This window comes from Streptomyces sp. NPDC005438, from assembly GCF_040606315.1.
In the GTDB taxonomy this organism is placed as follows: domain Bacteria; phylum Actinomycetota; class Actinomycetes; order Streptomycetales; family Streptomycetaceae; genus Streptomyces.
In genome coordinates, this window is record NZ_JBEXEP010000006.1 from 103,656 (window position 1) to 120,003 (window position 16,348).

Below are 16,348 nucleotides of genomic sequence, written 5' to 3' on the forward strand. Positions count from 1 at the left end.
CCCCGGGTGGAGGAACGGCCACCGGCCGCCGGGCGGGCGCGGGAGCGCGGCCACGGCGGGCGGTGGCTGGTGGGGGACCTACGGATAGGGGCCCGGCGCCCTTCGGGCCGACCTGGGATCCGCTGGCTGCGGGTCAACCGAAAGCCGTTGTCTACTGAGCGTCCGGGCCCCATCCGGGTCCCACCCGCCGGCCGGTCGAGGTGTCCCTGCGGCGTCGCGATCGGCTGGACCTGGCTCCCAGTGGCGGTGTGCCGGTGCGACGCACCACCCCATGGCCCAGCGATCCACGCGCCGACTGCTCGGGGACCTCCCGGTCGGGCGTCCTGTGGTGGACTGGGCCGAACCTACCCGGCGACGACCGTCGCCTGTCAACAGCCGTTCCACCTGGGGTGTTTCGCGGAAGCGGCAGGTCAACACCGAGTGTGCCGCCAGATCACGGGCGAGACCCCGGTTCGCCAACTTCCCCAACCGGTCGCGGACATCACTCGTTCGGTCGCTCGAAGACGGTACGCCCCCCCACCACCGTCCGTAGACAGCGCGGCAGTTGGACACCGGGGGTGAGGTCGGGCAGTCCGGGGGTTCCCGAGCGGGGGTCGGTGGACCAGTTGCTCACCCGGTCGTCGGGGGTGAGCACCACCAGTTCGCCGGTACGCCAGATCGCGTAGTCGGCCGGGGCGCCGGGGGCGAGAACGCCCGCGTCGTCCTGGCCGACGGCCCGCCACCCGCCGCGCGTATGGGCGGTGAACCCACCGCGTACCGAGATGCGGTGCTCGGGGGTGTGGTGGAAGGCCGCCGCCCGCAGGGCTCCCCAGGGATCGAAGGGCGTGACCGGGCTGTCGGAGCCGAACGCCAGCGGCACGCCGGCCCGTTGGAGGGCCGCGTACGGGTTGAGGGTACGGGCGCGGGCGGCGCCCAGTCGGCGGGCGTACATCCCCTCCTCCCCTCCCCAGGCGGCGTCGAAGGCCGGCTGCACGGAGGCGGTGAGGGCGAGTTCGGCGAAGGCGGCGACGGTGTCGGGCGTGAGCATCTCCGCGTGCTCGACCCGGTGCCTCAGCGCCCGCACCCGCGCCAGCCCGAGAGTGGCCGCGGCCTGCCGGGTGCCCTCGACCACGGCGTCGATCGCCGCGTCACCGATGGCGTGGAACCCCGCCTGGAGCCCCGCCTGGGTGCAGGCGGTCACATGGGCCGCGACCGTCGCGGCGTCCAGGTGGGCGAGGCCGTGGTGGTCGGCGTCGTGGTAGGGGGCGCGCAGGTGGGCGGTCTGGGAGCCCAGGGAGCCGTCCACACACAGGTCACCGGCCGCCCCCACGGCGCCCAGCGCCCGGACCCGCCGGGCGTCGTCGGGCGAGCTGAGGGCCTCGCCCCAGTAGCCGTAGACCAGGGGCAGGGGTTCCTCGGCGGCGAGCTGGAGCAGCCCGGTCAGGTCGTCCTCGCTGGAGACCAGGGGGGAGGCGCACTCGTGGACCGCGCCGATGCCCTGGGCGGCGGCCTGGCGCAGCGCGGCGCGCTGCGCCTCGGTGCGCTGTCGCGGGGTGAGGGAGGCCAGGGCGAAGGTGCGTACGGCGTGGTGGGCGTCGCCGGTCAGGGGCTGGTCCGGGTCGGCGCCGGCGCGCGCGGCGGGTACGCGTTCCAGCAGCGCGGTGGTGACCAGGGCCGAGTGGACGTCGACCCGGGTGAGGTACAGCGGGCGGTGGCCGGTGGCCTCGTCGAGTTCGGTCCGGGTGGGGTGGCGGCCCTCGGGCCAGTGGGTGGCGTCCCAGCCGTGGCCCAGGAGCACCTCGTCGTCGGGCCGGTCCCGGGCGTGGGCGCGGATCCGCTCCAGGGCCGCCGCCAGGCTGGTGACCCCGCTGAGGTCCAGCCCGGTCAGGGCGAGGCCGGTGCCGGTGGTGTGTACGTGCGCGTCCACGAAGGCGGGGGTGACCAGGGCGCCGTCCAGGTGGACGACCTCCTGGACGCCGTCCGCGAAGGAGTCGGCGGCGGCCTCGGAGCCGACCCAGGCGATCCGGTCCCCCTCCACCACCATCGCGGTCGCGAAGGGGTCGGCCGGGCTGTGTACCTCTCCCCCGCGCAGCAGCACGGTGTGGCCGGGGGTGGCGGCCCCGGCGGACGAGCGCCGGGGCGCGGGGCCGTGGGGAAGGGCGGGCTGTGCGTCGTTCACTGCTTCCTCGTTCTCGTCCGCGTTCTGGTCCGCGTTCTCAGCCGCGTGACCCCGGTGGCCGTCCCGGCCGGCCGGCGACGGTTCGCCGGGGTGCTCAGATCCGGGGTGGGCGTGCCTCGTAGGGGGTGGAGAGGACCACCGTGGTGCGGGTGGAGACCCCGGCCAGGGAGCGGATCCGGGCGAGGAGGTGCTCCAGCTCGATGGGGGTGGCGACCCGCACCTTGAGGATGTAGTTCTCGTCGCCGGCGACACTGTGGCAGGCCTCGATCTCGGAGATCTCGGCCAGCCGGTCGGCGATGTCGTCGGGGGCGCTGGGGTCGAAGGGTTTGACGGAGATGAACGCCGTCATGGGCAGTCCCACCGCCTCGGGGTCCACCCGCGCCGCGTAGCCCCGGATGACGCCGCGCTGTTCCAGGCGGCGTACCCGTTGGTGCACGGCCGAGGTGGACAGGCCTGTAGCCTTGCCCAGGTCGGTGTAGCTCATACGCCCGTCCGAAACGAGCAGTTCCACGATGCGTCGGTCCAACTCCTCCACAGCGCATCAACCTACTGTGTGTGGGGCGCTCCGGCACAACCGGTGTCGGCGACCGGCGTTCTCACGCGGGGAGACCCTCTCCGCGTGCGCTCCCCGTGTGTGACCAATGCCACAGCGATGCTCCCCCTCGTCGGGGAGGTCGGCGATTACGGCAACATCACGGCGGGAAGTGCTTGCTTGGCCGCGAGCCACAGGTGCCCGGCCGGTTCACCCAAGGGGGATCACATGCGCTCCACCAAGACACTGTCCGCCCAACCCGAGTCCGCCCACGCGGAGTTCACCGACCTGGACGGCGTCGAGCCGATCACCGGTCCACGGGTGAGGTGCCCACAGTGCCGCCAGCTCATCGCCCTCTCCTCGGTCGAGGAGACCCTGCCGACGCACGGGAAGTGCGCCACCCCCTGGGACCCGTTCGGCTGGACGGTCTGCGAGGGTTCGGGGGCCTCTTCCTCGGTGACGGCGGAGGAGCCGCCCGTGGAGTGGTCGGAGGGTGACGGTTTCCTGGTGCTGACCCTGCCGCAGGGGCTCGACTGGCGTACCCAGCCCTTCTCCCACGTGGGAGGGCCCGGTTCCCGTCCGCAGCGGACGGCTTCCTAGGACACCTCCCCCTCCTGCAACGGGGACTCGTGCGGGTGGCCGGTGCGGTCCGTCGGCGTCAACAGCGCCTGCACCGGCAGGTGGTCGCTGGGGTACTGCCCGTGCAGGGCGAAGGGGTTGGCGAGAGCGGCCCGGCACCGTAGGTCCGGGCTGCTGAGGATCCAGTCGATGCGTTCGCCGCCCTGACGGGGCGCGCGGAAGCCGTGGTAGGTGCTCCAGTCCGGGCCCCGACACTCCGCCCGTTCCCAGGTGTCGGTCAGCGACGCCCCGTCAAGCAGCAACCGGTGCACCGGTTCCGCCTCGGGGGTGGTGTTGAAGTCCCCGGTCACCACCCGGGGTGTGTGAGGTGCCAGCGCGCGCAGGCGTTCGGCCAGCAGCCGTGCCGAGTGCCGGCGGGCACGGGCGCTCCTGTGGTCGAAGTGGGTGTTGGCGGACAGGAGTTGGTGGCCCAGGGCGCGGTCGCTGAACAGCACCCAGGTCACCATCCGCTCCACCGAGGTACCCCAGGAGCGGGAGGCGACCCGTTCGGGTCGCCGGGACAGCCAGAAGTGGCCGTGGTCGAGGGCGGTCAGCCGCCGGGTGTCGTAGAAGATCGCGGCGTACTCGCCCCGCTCTCCCCCACCGCGTCCGACGCCGATCCAGTCGTAGTGGTCCGGCAGGTCCTCGGCGATGTCGTGGATCTGGTGGCACAGCCCCTCCTGGGTGCCGACCAGGTGGGGCCGTTCGGTGTTCAGCAGGGCTCGGGTGACCGGGCGGCGGCGGGGCCAGGGCTGGTCCGAACGCCTCTTGGCGTAGCGGAGGTTGAAGCTCATCACGCTCAGTTCGCCGTCCGCCGGGAGTAGCGGGGTGGACGGTGGCGTGGTCATGGGCGTCCCCTCTCCGCGGTGTTCGCCGGGGCCCGGCGCCGGAGGCCCGACGTGGGCCGGGCGCCGGACCCCTCGGGGCGTCGTCGGCTCAGCGGCCCGGGGAGCCGGCCAGGTGGCGGGCGATCACCATGCGCTGCACCTGGTTGGTGCCCTCCACGATCTGGAGCACCTTGGCCTCCCTCATGTACCGCTCGGCGGGGAAGTCGGTGGTGTAGCCGTAGCCGCCGAGCAGTTGGACGGTGTCGGTGGTGACCCGCATCGCCGCGTCGGTGCAGAACAGCTTGGCCATGGCGGCCTGTTGGGAGAAGGGCTCGCCGGCGTCACGCAGGCGGGCCGCCGCCAGGTACAGGGCGCGGCCGGCCTCGATCTGGGTGGCCATGTCGGCCAGCATGAAGCGCAGCCCCTGGAAGTCGGCGAGCGGTCGGCCGAACTGCTGACGCTCGGCGGTGTACGCCAGACCCAGGTCGAGGGCGGCCTGGGCCACCCCGACGGCGCAGGCGGCGATGCCCAGCCGCCCGGACTCCAGGGCGTCCATGGCTATGGTGAAGCCCTGCCCCTCCTCACCCACGCGCCGCTCGTCGGGCACCCGTACGTCGTCCAGGTGGACCTGTGCGGTGGGGGAACCGTTCATTCCCATCTTCCGCTCGGGCACGGCGGCGCTGAGGCCCTCGGCGTCGGAGGGCACCAGGAAGGCGGTGATCCCCCGGGGGCCGTCGGGGCCGGTGCGGGCGAGGACGGTGTAGAAGTCGGCGATCCCGCCGTGGGTGATCCACGCCTTCGTACCGTTGAGCACCCAGTCGTCCCCGTCGCGGACGGCGCGGGCGCGCAGTGAGGCGGCGTCCGAGCCGGAGGTGGGCTCGGAGAGGCAGTAGGCGCCCAGGGTGCCGCCGGTGAGCATGGCGGCGAGGTGCTCGGTCCGCTGCTCCTTGGTGCCGTGGTGGGCCAGGGCGTGGCAGGCGAGGGTGTGGACGCTGACGCCCAGTCCCACGGTGAGCCGGGCGGCGGCCAGCTCCTCCAGTACCTGGAGGTAGACCTCGTACGGCTGCTCCCCGCCGCCGAACTCCTCGGAGTACGGGAGGGCGAGCAGGCCCGACTGGGACAGCAACCGGAACAGGTCGCGGGGGAAGGTGCCCTCCGCCTCCTGGGTGGAGGCGTGCGGGGTGATCTCCCGCGCGATGACCTCGCGGACGAGGGTCAGCAGGTCCCGGGCTTCCTGGGTGGGCAGGTGGCGCTCCACCGGCTGGGGGCCGTGCTCGGACATGGCGGCGTTGTCCTCCTGTCGGGTCGGCGGCACGAGGGGTGGGTGCCACCGTTGGTCGTTGGGGCGGGGTCGTGGTACCTCGGGTCGCGAGGGCGTGACCTGGGTCTGGTCGCTTGGAGTATGCCGGACGGTGGGCTCGGCCACATGTGGTGCGGGGACTTCCCGAAGACCGGCGGACAGCGGGTGGGCGGGTGGGCGGCTCCTTGGCTGGGGTCCCGTTCCGGGGGTCAGCGGTCGCGGTCGTCGATCACGCGGCGGATCTTGCCCACCGACCGTTCCAGGGTCTCGGGGTCGACGACCTCCACCTCGGCGGTGACTCCGACCTCCGCCTTGACCGCTTCGGCGATGGACTTGGCGGCCACCTCCCGTGCGGCGGGCGCGGTGTCGGTACGGGCCTCGGCGCGGACGACCAGGTGGTCCATGCGCCCGCGCCTGCTCAGGTGGAGCTGGAAGTGCGGGGCGACGTCGGGGGTGCGCAGCACGATCTCCTCGACCTGGGTGGGGAAGAGGTTGACGCCGCGCAGGATGATCATGTCGTCGCAGCGTCCGGTGACCTTCTCCATCCTGCGGAAGGCCGGCCGGGCGGTGCCGGGCAGCAGCCGGGTCAGGTCGCGGGTGCGGTAGCGGATGACCGGCATGGCCTCCTTGGTGAGCGAGGTGAACACCAACTCCCCGCTGTCGCCCGCCACTTGGGGTACGTCGGTGAGGGGGTCGACGATCTCGGGGTAGAAGTGGTCCTCCCAGACGTGCAGCCCGTCCTTGGTCTCCACGCACTCCTGGGCGACGCCGGGGCCGATCACCTCCGACAGCCCGTAGATGTCGACGGCGTGCAGGTCCAGGCGCTGTTCGATCTCCTGGCGCATCTGCTCGGTCCAGGGTTCGGCGCCGAAGATCCCCACCCGTAGCGAGGTGGTGCGCGGGTCGATGCCCTGTCGTTCGAACTCGTCCAGCAGGGTCAGCATGTACGAGGGGGTGACCATGATGATCTCGGGGCGGAAGTCGGAGATGATCCGCACCTGGCGGGCGGTCATGCCCCCGGAGGCGGGAATGACCGTGCAGCCGGCCCGTTCGGCGCCGTAGTGGGCGCCGAGACCTCCGGTGAACAGGCCGTATCCGTAGGCGATGTGCACCTTGTCGCCGGGGCGCCCGCCGGCCGCGCGGATCGAGCGTGCCACCACGTCGGCCCAGGTCTCCAGGTCGCGGTCGGAGTAGCCGACCACGGTGGGGGTGCCGGTGGTGCCGCTGGAGGCGTGCAGTCGCCGCACCCGGTCCATGGGCACGGCCATCATGCCGAAGGGGTACGAGTCCCTGAGGTCGTCCTTGGTGGTGAAGGGGAAGCGGGCGAGGTCGCCGAGCTCACGGCAGTCGTCGGGGTGGACGCCGGCCGCGTCGAACTTGCGGCGGTACAGCTCCACCTCCTGGTAGGCCAGTCGCAGGGTGGCCTTCAGCCGGGCCAGTTGGAGGGCGCGCAGTTCCGGCTCGGGCAGCCGCTCCACCTCGTCGAGCAGCTCCTCGGGGGGAGCCTCGCCGCGTGGTCCGTCGTACGGGGTCGTGGTCATTTCGCGGCTTCTCCCCTCAGGGTCCGGCTGCGGCCTCGGAACTCGGCGATCACCTGGTCGCCCCGGGTGACGCGTACGTCGTAGATGCCGTTACGGCCCCACCGGGTGCGCTCCACGGCGGTGGCGGTCAGCAGGTCGCCCTCGTGGGCGGGGGCGAGGAAGTCGATCTCCGCGGTGGCGGCGAGGGTGACCGGGCCGTGGCTGTTGCAGGCGCAGGCGAAGGCGGAGTCGGCGAGGGTGAACACATAGCCGCCGTGGGCCACCCCATGGCCGTTGACCATGTCGGGCCCGATCTTCATCCGCAGTCGGGCGTGGCCGGGTCCGTGGTCGAGCAGTTCCATGCCCAGCGACCTGGAGGCCGCGTCGGCCGCGAGCATGGCCTCGACGGGATCGCGCTCACCCTCGGGGGTCTTCGTCATGGAGTCCACCTCACCACCCCGACCGAACATTCGGTTAAGCCATTGTGGGCCCCAGTAATCCAGCAACCCGATCCGCTGTCAAGACAGCGCACGACGAGCGCGCACCCCCCGCTCCCCGGCGCCCGCCCCCACCCGCGACGGGCACCCCAACTCCCCGCTCACCTCGGCCGGGCGCCTCAGTTCAGGTGCGCCCGTGAGGCGGGACGGGTACTGCGGACCAGCAGTACGGCCACGTCGTCGTACTGGGTGCCGGAGACCGCGGGGGTCACCAGCCGTTCGGCGAGGTCGTCCAGGTCGGCGCGGTCGTCAGCGCCGTCGTACGGGGACGCGGGGCGGGTCCGGCGTTGGGCGGCCAGCCGGTCGGACAGCTCGGCCACCCCGGTGTCGTAGTCCTGGCCGGGGCGTTCCACCAGGCCGTCGGTGTACAGCAACAGCACGGAGTCCGGGGGCAGTTCGCGCTCCACCGTCTCGTACCGCGCCTGCGGGAGGACGCCCAGGGGCAGTCCGGCCGGGGCCCGCAGTTCCCGCGCGGTCCCGTCCGGGGGCAGCAGCAGTGGGTGGGTGTGGCCGGCGCGGACGATACGCAGGACGCCGCGCCGGGGGTCGGCCTCCACCACACAGCAGGTGGCGAACAGGTCGGTGTCCAGCTCGCACAGGGTCTGGTTGCCGCGCGCCATCAGCTCGTCGAGGGTGGCGTCGGTGGCGTGGGCCCGCATCGCGGTGCGCAGGTGGCCCATCACGGCGGCGGCCTGCGCGCTGTGCCCCTGGACGTCGCCGATGATCAGCGCGGTGCGGCCGTCCGCCATGGGCAGCACGTCGTACCAGTCGCCGCCCACGTCCATGCCCTTGGAGGAAGGGCGGTAGCGGACGGCCAGGTCCAGCCCGGGCAGCCGGGGCAGGTCCTTGGGCAGCATCATCCGCTGGAGTTCGGTGATCTGGGCGCGGCGCTCGTCGTACAGCTGGGTACGGGCCAGGGCCTGGCCCAGGATGCCGGCGAGCGCGGTGTAGACGGTCTGGTCCTCGCCGCTGAACTCCTGCGACGTGCCGAAGACGATCACGCAGACCCCCACCAGTCCCTCGGCGGAAGTCAGGGGCAGCAGGGCCCAGGAGCGCTCGCCCTCCAGCGGGCTCATCCCGTGGGGCCCCAGCAGCTTCCGGTACTCCCGGCGCCCCCGGAGGAAGAGGGGTTCGCCCCGCCACAGGGGCGCCAGCCCGGGGTCGGTGAACAGCAGGTGGGACGCCCGGCGCAGCACCCGTACGGCGTCCTCGTCGAAGCCCCGGCTTCCGGCCAGCCGCATGGCGCCCCGGGACTCGCGGAGGTAGATCGCCAGCCGTTCGCCCCGGACCTCGGGGAGCACGGTCTCGGTGACGTTGTTGATGACGTCGGCGGTGGACAGGGCGGCGGCGAAGCCACGGGTGGCGTTCAGGACGAGTTCCCTTCGAGCCTGGCGAGCGGCGTGCCGCTCGATCTCCTCCGTACGGTCCTGGGCCACCCCGACCATGCCCTGGGGCCGCCCCGTGCTGTCGTAGCGGACGGCGCTCTGCGCGGTGACCCAGCGGATCACGCCGTCCGCGCGGACTATGCGGAAGGTCACCCGGTAGTCGCCGGTGCGCAGGCTGCGGCTCACGGCCTCGTCGACCTGTTCCCGGTCCTCGGCGTGCACGGCGCGGTCGAAGCTCTCGATGCGGCGGTCGAACCGCTCGGGTGGCACCCCGAACAGGTCGCACATCCGCTCGTCCCAGTACAGGGCGCCGGAGGGGAAGTCCCAGTGGAAGGCGCCGATCCGGGCGTTGGCCAGGGCGAGTTCCAGCATCTGGTGCCGTCCCCCACTGTCGATGGGGCCGAGTCCCCGCAGCCGGCTCGGCCTCGGTTCCTCCCGGTTCTCGGCCCCGCGCCGCGCGCGTTTCCCGCGCGGCTCGCGCGGAGACCCCTCCCGGTGGTCTCCCGGGCACCCCTCTTCCAGAACCATCCGGCCATACTCCAACAAAAAGGACATAGGTTGCCAGTGCTCCCGCCCGGGTATGACCAGGGCCTCACCTCGTGCGACCCGGCTACCGCGCCGCATCCATGGAGGTCAACGGCCCGTGACAGGGCGAGGCCGCTCGTGTTGTGGGCGTATCGGGTGACGGCGAGCATGGAGACACAACCAACCGTCCGGCCCACCGGGCCGACGTCCCCTCAGCCCCGGGCACCGGGGTGGGTACGGCGATAGACTCCCCATCCCGAGCCGGCCCACCGGCCTCCCGTCACCGGTACGGGACAGGCCAGGTCGCCACACGGACAGGTCGACACAACACCAGATCGACAGGTCGACCCGTACGACCAGGGCACCGCGAGGAGAAGGGCAGCGCCATGGCCAACACACTGCGACACGGCTTCACCGCGCGGCACGGACTGATGGCCGCCGTACCCCCCAACCGCAGAGACTCGCTGATGGCCCTCTCCCGGCAGGTCTCCTTTCCGACCGGTACCCGGATCTTCGACGAGGGCGGACCGGCCGAACAGTTCTGGATCGTCCACACCGGCAGCGTCGCCCTGGAGATGCGCCTGCCCGGCCGGCGCCCCCTGGTGCTGGAGCGGGTGGGCATCTCGGACCTGCTGGGCTGGTCCTGGCTGCTGCCCCCGCACCGCTGGCACGTGGGCGCCCAGGCCGAGACGCTGGTACGCGCCTGGGAGTTCGACGCCCAGCCGGTGCGCGACCTGTGCAAACGCGACCGCGAGTTGGGCATGGCGGTACTCACCTACGTCGCGGGAGTCACCGCGGACCGGCTGATGGCCGCCCGCACCCGCCTGCTGGACGCGCTCGGCCCCTACGGGGCCAGCGGGCGGCTCAGCGCCTGAACCGCTCAGTCCAGGTGGCCCGCCATGGGGTCGACCGGCAACGCGCCGTCACGTGGCCGGTCCAGCGCCGCCACGTCCCGGTCGGCGTTGATCAGCAACTGGCGGGCCAAGTCGTCCAGGGCACGTCCGGCCGACAGTTCCTCCCCGATGGCCGGCACCTCGGTGTCCTCCGGGTTCCTCCGGGCCACCCCGTGCCCAGTCAGCGCCCCGTCGGCGGTCTGTAGCACCACCCTGGCCGTGGTCCGGGTGCCCTCCTCGCGCAGGTACAGCCGTACGTTCCACTCCAGTTCCCGTGTCATCGCTCCTCCCTCCTCAGTCCTGTTCGTCAGTCCTGTTCGTTCACGCTCAGCGCCCGGGTGGCGGCTCGTCACGACCACCTGCCGGACCAGCGGGGCTCCACCCAGCGCCACTCCGCGTCCCACCGCGCGTACACCCTGCGCTCCAGCAACAGCAGTACGCCTCCCCGGGTCAGCCACAGCAGGGCTCCCAGGGACAGGGTGGTCAGCCCGGCCGCCAACCAGCCCGCCAGCACCGCGTCCTGCCGGGTGGGCGGAGGGCTGGCCAGCAGTCCGTCGCTTCCGTCGGTCCAGACCCGCACCCGCTCCCCCTCGCGGGCGTCGGGGGCGACCCTGGTGACGTCGGTGTGCCGGGCACCGGAACGGTCGGTCCAGCGCACCTGCGCGGTACCGACCCCGGTCCCCGGACCGATGTGCGAGGTACGGGCGTCCGAGGTCAGCCGGGCTGTGGCGGCCTCCGCCCGGCCGGCCTCCTGGGTCGCGCCCAGGGTGGCCCCGTAGGCGACCCGCCCCATCCCGAGGGCGGCGGCCGGCAGTCCGACCAGCAGGGCCAGCGCCAGCAGCCAGCGCGCCCAGCCACGGGCCAGCGCCAGTTCGTCCTTCAGCGGGTGGGGGTGGCCGGTCGCCGGGGGCTGGTTGAGGTCGTCGCCCTCTCCGTCGGGGGGTGGCCGGTGCACGTCCATCGCCATGACACCTCGCTCCCAGCCGTATGGAGGTCCCCGGGGCCGTTCCCCTCCAGCTTGGCGCACCTCGGCCGTCCCGTCCTGGTGAGCGGGTCCGACCCCGGGGCCCGGGGGTGGGGCGGGTCGGCGAGTACGGCGCCTCCGGCCGGCTACCAGCGGTAACTTCATGGCACTATCAGCCGCAACGGACCAAGAGCCGAGCGTCACTCACCCCCGCTCGCGAGGCGCTCCCCTAACGTGCCTGCGAGGTTCCGGGCCGGTATCCGACGCTCTTGAGAGGCTCCATGAGGATCTTGCTGGTGGCGAGCGCCTTCAACAGTCTGACGCAGCGGATCTTCGCCGAACTGCGCGACCGGGAGCACGACGTCCACGCGCTGACCGTCTCCCGGGGCGGCCACGCCGCCCTGCGGGACGAGGTGGCCCGACGCGTACCCGAGTTGATCATCGCCCCCATGCTGACCACCGCCATCCCCGAGGACGTCTGGGCACTGCACCGCTGCCTGGTCGTCCACCCGGGCCCGCCCGGCGACCGGGGCCCCTCCGCCCTGGACTGGGCGTTGGGCGAGGGCGTACGGCGCTGGGGGGTGACCGTGCTGGAGGCGGTGGCGGAACTGGACGCCGGGGACGTGTGGGCGCACGCCACCTTCGAGGTGCCCCCGGTCCCCAAGAGCGACCTGTACCGCAACGAACTCGCGGACGCCGCCACCTCCGCCGTACTGCTGGCGGTGGAACGCGTCGCCTCCGGCGACTACCGTCCGGTGCCCCAGCGGGAGTTGGCCGAGGAGATCGTCAGCCGTCCCCGGATGCGCCAGGAGAGTCGACGTGTCGACTGGTCGTCAGACTCCACCGACACCGTGCTCACCAAGCTGCGGGCGGCCGACTCCCGACCCGGAGTACGGGACACGCTGCTGGGCCAGGAGTGGTTCCTCCACGGCGGGCACCCCGAGGAACGGCTACGGGGCGCTCCCGGTGAACTGCTGGCCACCCGGTCCGGGGCGCTGTGCCGGGCCACCGCCGACGGCGCGGTGTGGCTCACCGGCCTACGTCGGGCCGCCAGCCCCGGCCGTCCGGCCGGCTTCCCCCTGCCGGCCACCCAGGCGCTGGGGCATCTGCTCCCGCGCCTGCCGGAACGTCCGGCGCCGTTGCGGCCACCGCCGACCTGGCGCACCTTCAGCGACATCTGGTACGAGGAGCGGGAGTCGGTGGGCTTCGTACGCTTCTCCTTCCCCGGTGGGGCGATGCGCACCTCCCAGTGCCGTCGGCTGCTGGCCGTCTACCGCTACGCCCGCTCCCGACCGGTGTCGGTGATCGTGCTGGGCGGGGTGCGGGACCTGTTCTCCCACGGCATCCACCTGAACGTGATCGAGGCCGCCGACGACCCGGCCGCGGAGTCCTGGGAGAACCTCAACGCGCTCAACGACCTGGTGGAGGCCGTCCTGCGCACCACCGACCAGCTGGTGGTCTCCGCCCTGGGCGGGGGCGCGGCGGCGGGCGGGGTGTCGCTGGCCCTGGCGGCCGACGAGGTGTGGTGCCGGCGGGGTGTGGTGCTCAATCCGCACTACCGGCTGATGGGGCTGTACGGCTCGGAGTACTGGACCTATGTGCTGCCCCGTCGTGTCGGCGAGGAGACCACCGAGGCGCTGCGGCACGAGGCACTGCCGGTCAGCGCCTGGCAGGCGGACCGGCTGGGCATGGTGGACCGGGTGCTGGACTGTTCGCCGGCCGACTTCGCCGGCCAGGTCGCTGCCCAGGCCGGGGACCTGGCCCAGGACCCGGCGTTGCAGGCCCGGTTGGCGGAGAAGAAGCTGCGGCGGGAGCGGGACGAGGAACGCAAGCCGCTCCAGCGGTACCGCGAGGAGGAGGGGGAGCGGATGCGGGCCCAGTTCTTCGACCCCCACTCCCCCTACCACGGTCTGCGCGCGGCCTTCGTCCGCAAGCGCCCCCTGGAGCGGGCCGGCGACCGGACGCGCTGAGCCGTCGGCGAGCACGAACGGGTGGGCGGCCCCGGAGAGGGACGAGCCGCCCACCGGCCGAACCCCACGTGGCAGTGTCCCCGGCTGGCTCCGCGCCGTGTCCGGCGGTCAGCCCACGCTCGCTCCGGCCCCTCCCGCCGCCTCAACCACCCACCCGCAGGGGGCCGGTGGTGGGGCGGTCGGCGTCACGCGGACCCTCACATGGCGCGGATGCGCAGGTAGCGACGTACGTCCGGGGCGTTGGCCACGGACAGAGCGACGGCGGTCACCGCCACCGCCCCCACCATCAGCCGCACCACGGTGGCGGGGATGTGGATGCCCTCTCTCATGTCGTTCACCTCCCCTCGGCCTCGGTCTCCAGCCGGGTCGCCGGGTCCCGCAGCAACCTCGGCAGCAGGTCCCGCAGTTCCTCGGCGGCGCGCCCGGTGGCGTCGCGGACCGGTTCGCTCAGGCCCACGTCCACGTCGGGCTCGTCCCCGGTCATCCGCACCAGCGGTTCGCAGCCGAGCACCAGCAGCCTCGGCAGCGACTCGCCCTCGCTGAGGGCCTCGGCCAGCGCCATCACCCGGACCGGGTCCATGCCGTGGGCCTCGGGGGCGGCCGACGCGACGGTCTCCAGGTCGGGTTCGATGAGGTAGAGGTCGCCGGGGGTGCCGCCCCTGGGGGCGGCGTCCACCAGGACGGCCACGTCGTACCCCTCCAGGAGGCGGTAGGCCAGGTCCATGCCCCGGATGCCGAAGTCGGCGACATGGGCACCGGCCGGCACCTGGGGCAGCCACTCCAGGAGCGCGGCGACGGTGGCCGGGCCGAAGCCGTCGTCGGCGAGGAAGACGTTGCCGATGCCGGCCACCAGGACCCGGGCGGTGTCCGTCTGCCCGGTGAGCGGTTCCAACTCCTCGGGGGAGAAGTAGAAGCGGTGGCCCAGGCCGGTGGTGAAGTCCCGTCCGGGGTCGTCGCTGAGGGTGACCACCACCTGTCGGCGACCCTCCAGGTCCTCCCGTACGTCCTCCACCTCGGCCACCCGTCCGGTGAGCGCGAGGTCCATCACGTCCGAGCCGGGGTGGGGGCGCAGGCGTACCCGGGTGCCCCGGGTGGGGGGTTCGGTGGTGTGGGGTGCGTCGGTCACCGTTCCTCCAGTGGGCGGCGTTCACGGATGGTGCCCTGGAGGGCCAGCAGCTGGTCCGGTTCCAGGCTCTCGCAGCGCTCCAGCATCCGGCGGACCTCGGGGTCGCTGGCCGCGGCCTCCCGGCGTTCCTCGGCGGACATGCTCAGCACGCTGAGGATCAGCAGCCGGTCGATCTCGGTGCCGTCGAACAGGTCGCCGGGGCTCTCCGGGGCGACCGCCGGGAAGTCGTACAGGGTGATGGGGGCGGCCAGTACGGTGGTGGCGCGCCGCTGGTCCTCCCGCTGGTCCCCGGGAGTGGTGCCGCCGTCGACCAGCACCGGCCAGACCCCGCGCTGCCGGCAGGTCCCGCTGTGTGAGCGGTACTCCTCGGGCGGATCGGTCATCGAGGCGAACCGGCCGTCGGGTGAGTGCAGCACCAGGTGTGTGGAGACCAGGGCGTACGGGGCGAGCCGGTCCCGGGCTCCCCGCGCACCGGGCTCCACCGGGGGGTGGTCGCCGTGGTTACGCACGCTGACCGTCAGCCGCCACAGTCCGGCGTCCACCGGTTCGGCCTCCAGTTCCACGGTGCCGGACAGCTCCCGCCAGGAGCGGACCAGCGCGCCCGCCGGGGAACCATCCTCGCGGCGCAGTTCCTCACGGTCGACGCCGGCCGGCTGGTCCAGTCCGACCGTGAGCCGGGGGCGCCGGGCCGGGGTCCAGGTGGGGAGTACCCGTTCCCGCTCGGTGGCCTCCTGCCAGGTGAGGTGGTCCTGGCCGTCCACCTGGAGCCGGTCCACCGGGTGCTCCCCCGCCTCGGTGGCCTGGTACACCTGCCGGTCGAGCACCTGGAGGAAGCGGACGCTGACCTCCACGGTGGTGTCCGGGCCGCCCTCGAACAGCACCTGGGTGCCCAACTCCGCGCATTCCCCCAGCTGTTCGGCGCAGCTGGCGGGGTAGACGGCCCCGAAGGTCCAGCGTTGCTGGTTCTTCAGGGCCGCCCGGTGGTAGGGCCACAGCAGGTAGCCCTCGTAGAGGCAGCAGCGGGCGATGTCGGCGACCGCGTCCCGGTACGGGGGCTCGGCCGTGGACCGGTCGCCGTTGCGGTGGCTCATGGGTGGCTCCGGGACGCGTCGGGGTGGTCGGCGGGTGGGGCGTCGGCCTGGTCCAGCAGTTGGTGGACGGTGGTGCCCAGGTCGCCCAGGGCCTGGCGGGCCTGGTGGTCGCGGAGTCGTCGGTACGCCTCGTGGGGCAGCCGCAGCCAGGTCTGGTCGGGGTGGTACCGCTCGACCAGCTCCCGCCAGGTCTCCGCCGGCAGCGCGTGCTGGGCCTCCTTGTTCCAGGAGATCTGGGTGGTGCGCAGCCGCCCGTCCTCGCCGTCGTGGAAGACGGTGCCGCTGAACAGGAAGTCGAGGGGGATCTCGCCCTCGTCCACGGCCGTCAGGTAGCGGGTGGCGGCGAGTTCGGCGTCCTGTTCGCAGGGCACCGAAAGGTCCCAGGTGGTGGTCTCGTCGAAGGCCGGTACGACGGTGGTGGCCCGTACCCAGGTCAGTGGGCGCAGGGAACGGCCCCACTGGTGGGGTGCCCCGAACAGCGCGTACAGCCGCTCGGTGGTGGCCTGGTCGTAGCGCCGCCGGGCGGTGTCGACGCGGACGGTGGTGTTGAGGGTGACCGACCGCACCGGTCCCCCTCCGACCCGGGTCAGCCGCAGGGGGAAGACCAGGGTGGGGGTGGCCGCGAAGGCTTCGGGGTGGGGGGCGAGCACCTCGAAGTCCAGGTCACAGACGGGGTGCCCGCCCCGGTGGTCGGGGCGGGCCTGGGGGGTGGCGGTCATGCCGGGGACAGGTTCGGCATGTCGGGCTGGATGGGGTTCTTGGGGCCGGCGTTGATACCGGTGGAGCGTCGGGCGGTGGAGGTGCCGTCCTCCTTGAGCCCGGGCTGGTGCCGGCCGCTGTCGGGTGAGTTGCCCTGGTGTACGCCGGGCAGGTGGGCGGTGCCGTCGGGGGCGATGTCGGGAGGGCCGACGTCGATGTGTGCCATGACTCCTCCTGTGTTCC

At 73.0% G+C, this 16,348-nt stretch carries 17 protein-coding genes; 3 read left to right on the top strand and 14 right to left on the bottom strand.

Annotated features, from left to right (window positions below):
* Positions 1-481 precede the first annotated feature (481 nt).
* Both ABZT14_RS14685 and ABZT14_RS14690 read right to left on the bottom strand, forming a co-directional pair.
* Positions 482-2,023, bottom strand: coding sequence for an amidohydrolase (locus ABZT14_RS14685; RefSeq protein ID WP_356302237.1), 1,542 nt, complete (start codon positions 2,021-2,023; stop codon positions 482-484).
* Positions 2,024-2,252: 229 nt separating this feature from the next.
* Positions 2,253-2,693 (bottom strand): Lrp/AsnC family transcriptional regulator, encoded by a 441-nt coding sequence (locus tag ABZT14_RS14690; RefSeq protein WP_356301519.1) that lies wholly within the window; start codon positions 2,691-2,693, stop codon positions 2,253-2,255.
* 225 nt (positions 2,694-2,918) lie between these two features.
* On the opposite strand from ABZT14_RS14690, the gene ABZT14_RS14695 reads away from it, so the two are divergent.
* Positions 2,919-3,290, top strand: a complete 372-nt coding sequence (locus ABZT14_RS14695) for a hypothetical protein (protein WP_356301522.1) — start codon at positions 2,919-2,921, stop codon at positions 3,288-3,290.
* On the opposite strand, the gene ABZT14_RS14700 is transcribed toward ABZT14_RS14695, so the two are convergent.
* The 5 genes from ABZT14_RS14700 to ABZT14_RS14720 form a co-directional block, all read right to left on the bottom strand.
* Entirely contained in the window at positions 3,287-4,156 is an 870-nt protein-coding gene (locus ABZT14_RS14700) for an endonuclease/exonuclease/phosphatase family protein (protein ID WP_356301525.1), read from the bottom strand. The two genes, ABZT14_RS14695 and ABZT14_RS14700, sit on opposite strands and share 4 nt — an antisense overlap.
* 88 nt (positions 4,157-4,244) lie before the next feature.
* Positions 4,245-5,417, bottom strand: coding sequence for an acyl-CoA dehydrogenase family protein (locus tag ABZT14_RS14705; RefSeq protein WP_356302240.1), 1,173 nt, complete (start codon positions 5,415-5,417; stop codon positions 4,245-4,247).
* Between the two features lie 227 nt (positions 5,418-5,644).
* Positions 5,645-6,976, bottom strand: a complete 1,332-nt coding sequence (gene paaK, locus ABZT14_RS14710) for a phenylacetate--CoA ligase PaaK (RefSeq protein ID WP_356301528.1) — start codon at positions 6,974-6,976, stop codon at positions 5,645-5,647.
* Positions 6,973-7,395, bottom strand: coding sequence for a hydroxyphenylacetyl-CoA thioesterase PaaI (gene paaI / locus ABZT14_RS14715; protein ID WP_356301531.1), 423 nt, complete (start codon positions 7,393-7,395; stop codon positions 6,973-6,975). Before paaI ends, paaK begins: the two co-directional genes overlap by 4 nt.
* Positions 7,396-7,571: 176 nt before the next feature.
* Positions 7,572-9,209 carry a SpoIIE family protein phosphatase gene (locus tag ABZT14_RS14720; protein WP_356301534.1) on the bottom strand — a complete coding sequence of 546 codons (1,638 nt, stop codon included), beginning with the start codon at positions 9,207-9,209 and terminating at the stop codon, positions 7,572-7,574.
* Between the two features lie 539 nt (positions 9,210-9,748).
* On the opposite strand from ABZT14_RS14720, the gene ABZT14_RS14725 reads away from it, so the two are divergent.
* Positions 9,749-10,237 carry a cyclic nucleotide-binding domain-containing protein gene (locus tag ABZT14_RS14725; RefSeq protein WP_356301538.1) on the top strand — a complete coding sequence of 163 codons (489 nt, stop codon included), beginning with the start codon at positions 9,749-9,751 and terminating at the stop codon, positions 10,235-10,237.
* Between the two features lie 5 nt (positions 10,238-10,242).
* Here the strand turns inward: ABZT14_RS14725 and ABZT14_RS14730 are convergent, their stop codons facing one another.
* Together ABZT14_RS14730 and ABZT14_RS14735 are read right to left on the bottom strand one after the other, a co-directional pair.
* A complete protein-coding gene (locus ABZT14_RS14730; RefSeq protein WP_356301541.1) occupies positions 10,243-10,536 on the bottom strand; it encodes a DUF1876 domain-containing protein in 294 nt (97 codons plus the stop codon).
* Between the two features lie 68 nt (positions 10,537-10,604).
* On the bottom strand, positions 10,605-11,222 hold the full coding sequence (locus ABZT14_RS14735; protein ID WP_356301543.1) for a hypothetical protein: 618 nt from the start codon (positions 11,220-11,222) through the stop codon (positions 10,605-10,607).
* Positions 11,223-11,500: 278 nt separating this feature from the next.
* Between ABZT14_RS14735 and ABZT14_RS14740 the strand changes: the two genes are divergently transcribed.
* Positions 11,501-13,189, top strand: a complete 1,689-nt coding sequence (locus ABZT14_RS14740) for an enoyl-CoA hydratase-related protein (protein WP_356301546.1) — start codon at positions 11,501-11,503, stop codon at positions 13,187-13,189.
* Between the two features lie 197 nt (positions 13,190-13,386).
* Here the strand turns inward: ABZT14_RS14740 and ABZT14_RS14745 are convergent, their stop codons facing one another.
* The 5 genes from ABZT14_RS14745 to ABZT14_RS14765 are packed head-to-tail and all read right to left on the bottom strand — an operon-like array spanning position 13,387 to position 16,331.
* The gene (locus tag ABZT14_RS14745) at positions 13,387-13,518 is read right to left on the bottom strand and encodes a hypothetical protein (RefSeq protein WP_356301547.1); all 132 of its coding nucleotides are present in this window, start codon (positions 13,516-13,518) and stop codon (positions 13,387-13,389) included.
* A gap of 5 nt (positions 13,519-13,523) precedes the next feature.
* Positions 13,524-14,315 (bottom strand): hydrogenase maturation protease, encoded by a 792-nt coding sequence (locus ABZT14_RS14750; RefSeq protein ID WP_356301550.1) that lies wholly within the window; start codon positions 14,313-14,315, stop codon positions 13,524-13,526.
* Complete coding sequence (locus ABZT14_RS14755) at positions 14,312-15,406, bottom strand: hypothetical protein (RefSeq protein WP_356301553.1); 1,095 nt, start codon at positions 15,404-15,406, stop codon at positions 14,312-14,314. Before ABZT14_RS14755 ends, ABZT14_RS14750 begins: the two co-directional genes overlap by 4 nt.
* On the bottom strand, positions 15,403-16,125 hold the full coding sequence (locus tag ABZT14_RS14760; protein ID WP_356301556.1) for a DUF6084 family protein: 723 nt from the start codon (positions 16,123-16,125) through the stop codon (positions 15,403-15,405). The genes ABZT14_RS14755 and ABZT14_RS14760 overlap by 4 nt, the downstream gene beginning before the upstream one ends.
* Complete coding sequence (locus tag ABZT14_RS14765) at positions 16,122-16,331, bottom strand: hypothetical protein (RefSeq protein WP_356301559.1); 210 nt, start codon at positions 16,329-16,331, stop codon at positions 16,122-16,124. Before ABZT14_RS14765 ends, ABZT14_RS14760 begins: the two co-directional genes overlap by 4 nt.
* Between the last annotated feature and the right edge of the window lie 17 nt (positions 16,332-16,348).

Bases quoted from the DNA above. Each gene is read 5' to 3' on its own strand.
- ABZT14_RS14685 (WP_356302237.1), bottom strand. From the start codon at position 2,023: ATGGTGGTGGAGGGGGACCGGATCGCCTGGGTCGGCTCCGAGGCCGCC.
- ABZT14_RS14695 (WP_356301522.1), top strand. From the start codon at position 2,919: ATGCGCTCCACCAAGACACTGTCCGCCCAACCCGAGTCCGCCCACGCG.
- ABZT14_RS14700 (WP_356301525.1), bottom strand. From the start codon at position 4,156: ATGACCACGCCACCGTCCACCCCGCTACTCCCGGCGGACGGCGAACTG.
- ABZT14_RS14705 (WP_356302240.1), bottom strand. From the start codon at position 5,417: ATGTCCGAGCACGGCCCCCAGCCGGTGGAGCGCCACCTGCCCACCCAG.
- paaK (WP_356301528.1), bottom strand. From the start codon at position 6,976: ATGACCACGACCCCGTACGACGGACCACGCGGCGAGGCTCCCCCCGAG.
- paaI (WP_356301531.1), bottom strand. From the start codon at position 7,395: ATGACGAAGACCCCCGAGGGTGAGCGCGATCCCGTCGAGGCCATGCTC.
- ABZT14_RS14720 (WP_356301534.1), bottom strand. From the start codon at position 9,209: ATGCTGGAACTCGCCCTGGCCAACGCCCGGATCGGCGCCTTCCACTGG.
- ABZT14_RS14725 (WP_356301538.1), top strand. From the start codon at position 9,749: ATGGCCAACACACTGCGACACGGCTTCACCGCGCGGCACGGACTGATG.
- ABZT14_RS14730 (WP_356301541.1), bottom strand. From the start codon at position 10,536: ATGACACGGGAACTGGAGTGGAACGTACGGCTGTACCTGCGCGAGGAG.
- ABZT14_RS14735 (WP_356301543.1), bottom strand. From the start codon at position 11,222: ATGGCGATGGACGTGCACCGGCCACCCCCCGACGGAGAGGGCGACGAC.
- ABZT14_RS14740 (WP_356301546.1), top strand. From the start codon at position 11,501: ATGAGGATCTTGCTGGTGGCGAGCGCCTTCAACAGTCTGACGCAGCGG.
- ABZT14_RS14745 (WP_356301547.1), bottom strand. From the start codon at position 13,518: ATGAGAGAGGGCATCCACATCCCCGCCACCGTGGTGCGGCTGATGGTG.
- ABZT14_RS14755 (WP_356301553.1), bottom strand. From the start codon at position 15,406: ATGAGCCACCGCAACGGCGACCGGTCCACGGCCGAGCCCCCGTACCGG.
- ABZT14_RS14760 (WP_356301556.1), bottom strand. From the start codon at position 16,125: ATGACCGCCACCCCCCAGGCCCGCCCCGACCACCGGGGCGGGCACCCC.
- ABZT14_RS14765 (WP_356301559.1), bottom strand. From the start codon at position 16,331: ATGGCACACATCGACGTCGGCCCTCCCGACATCGCCCCCGACGGCACC.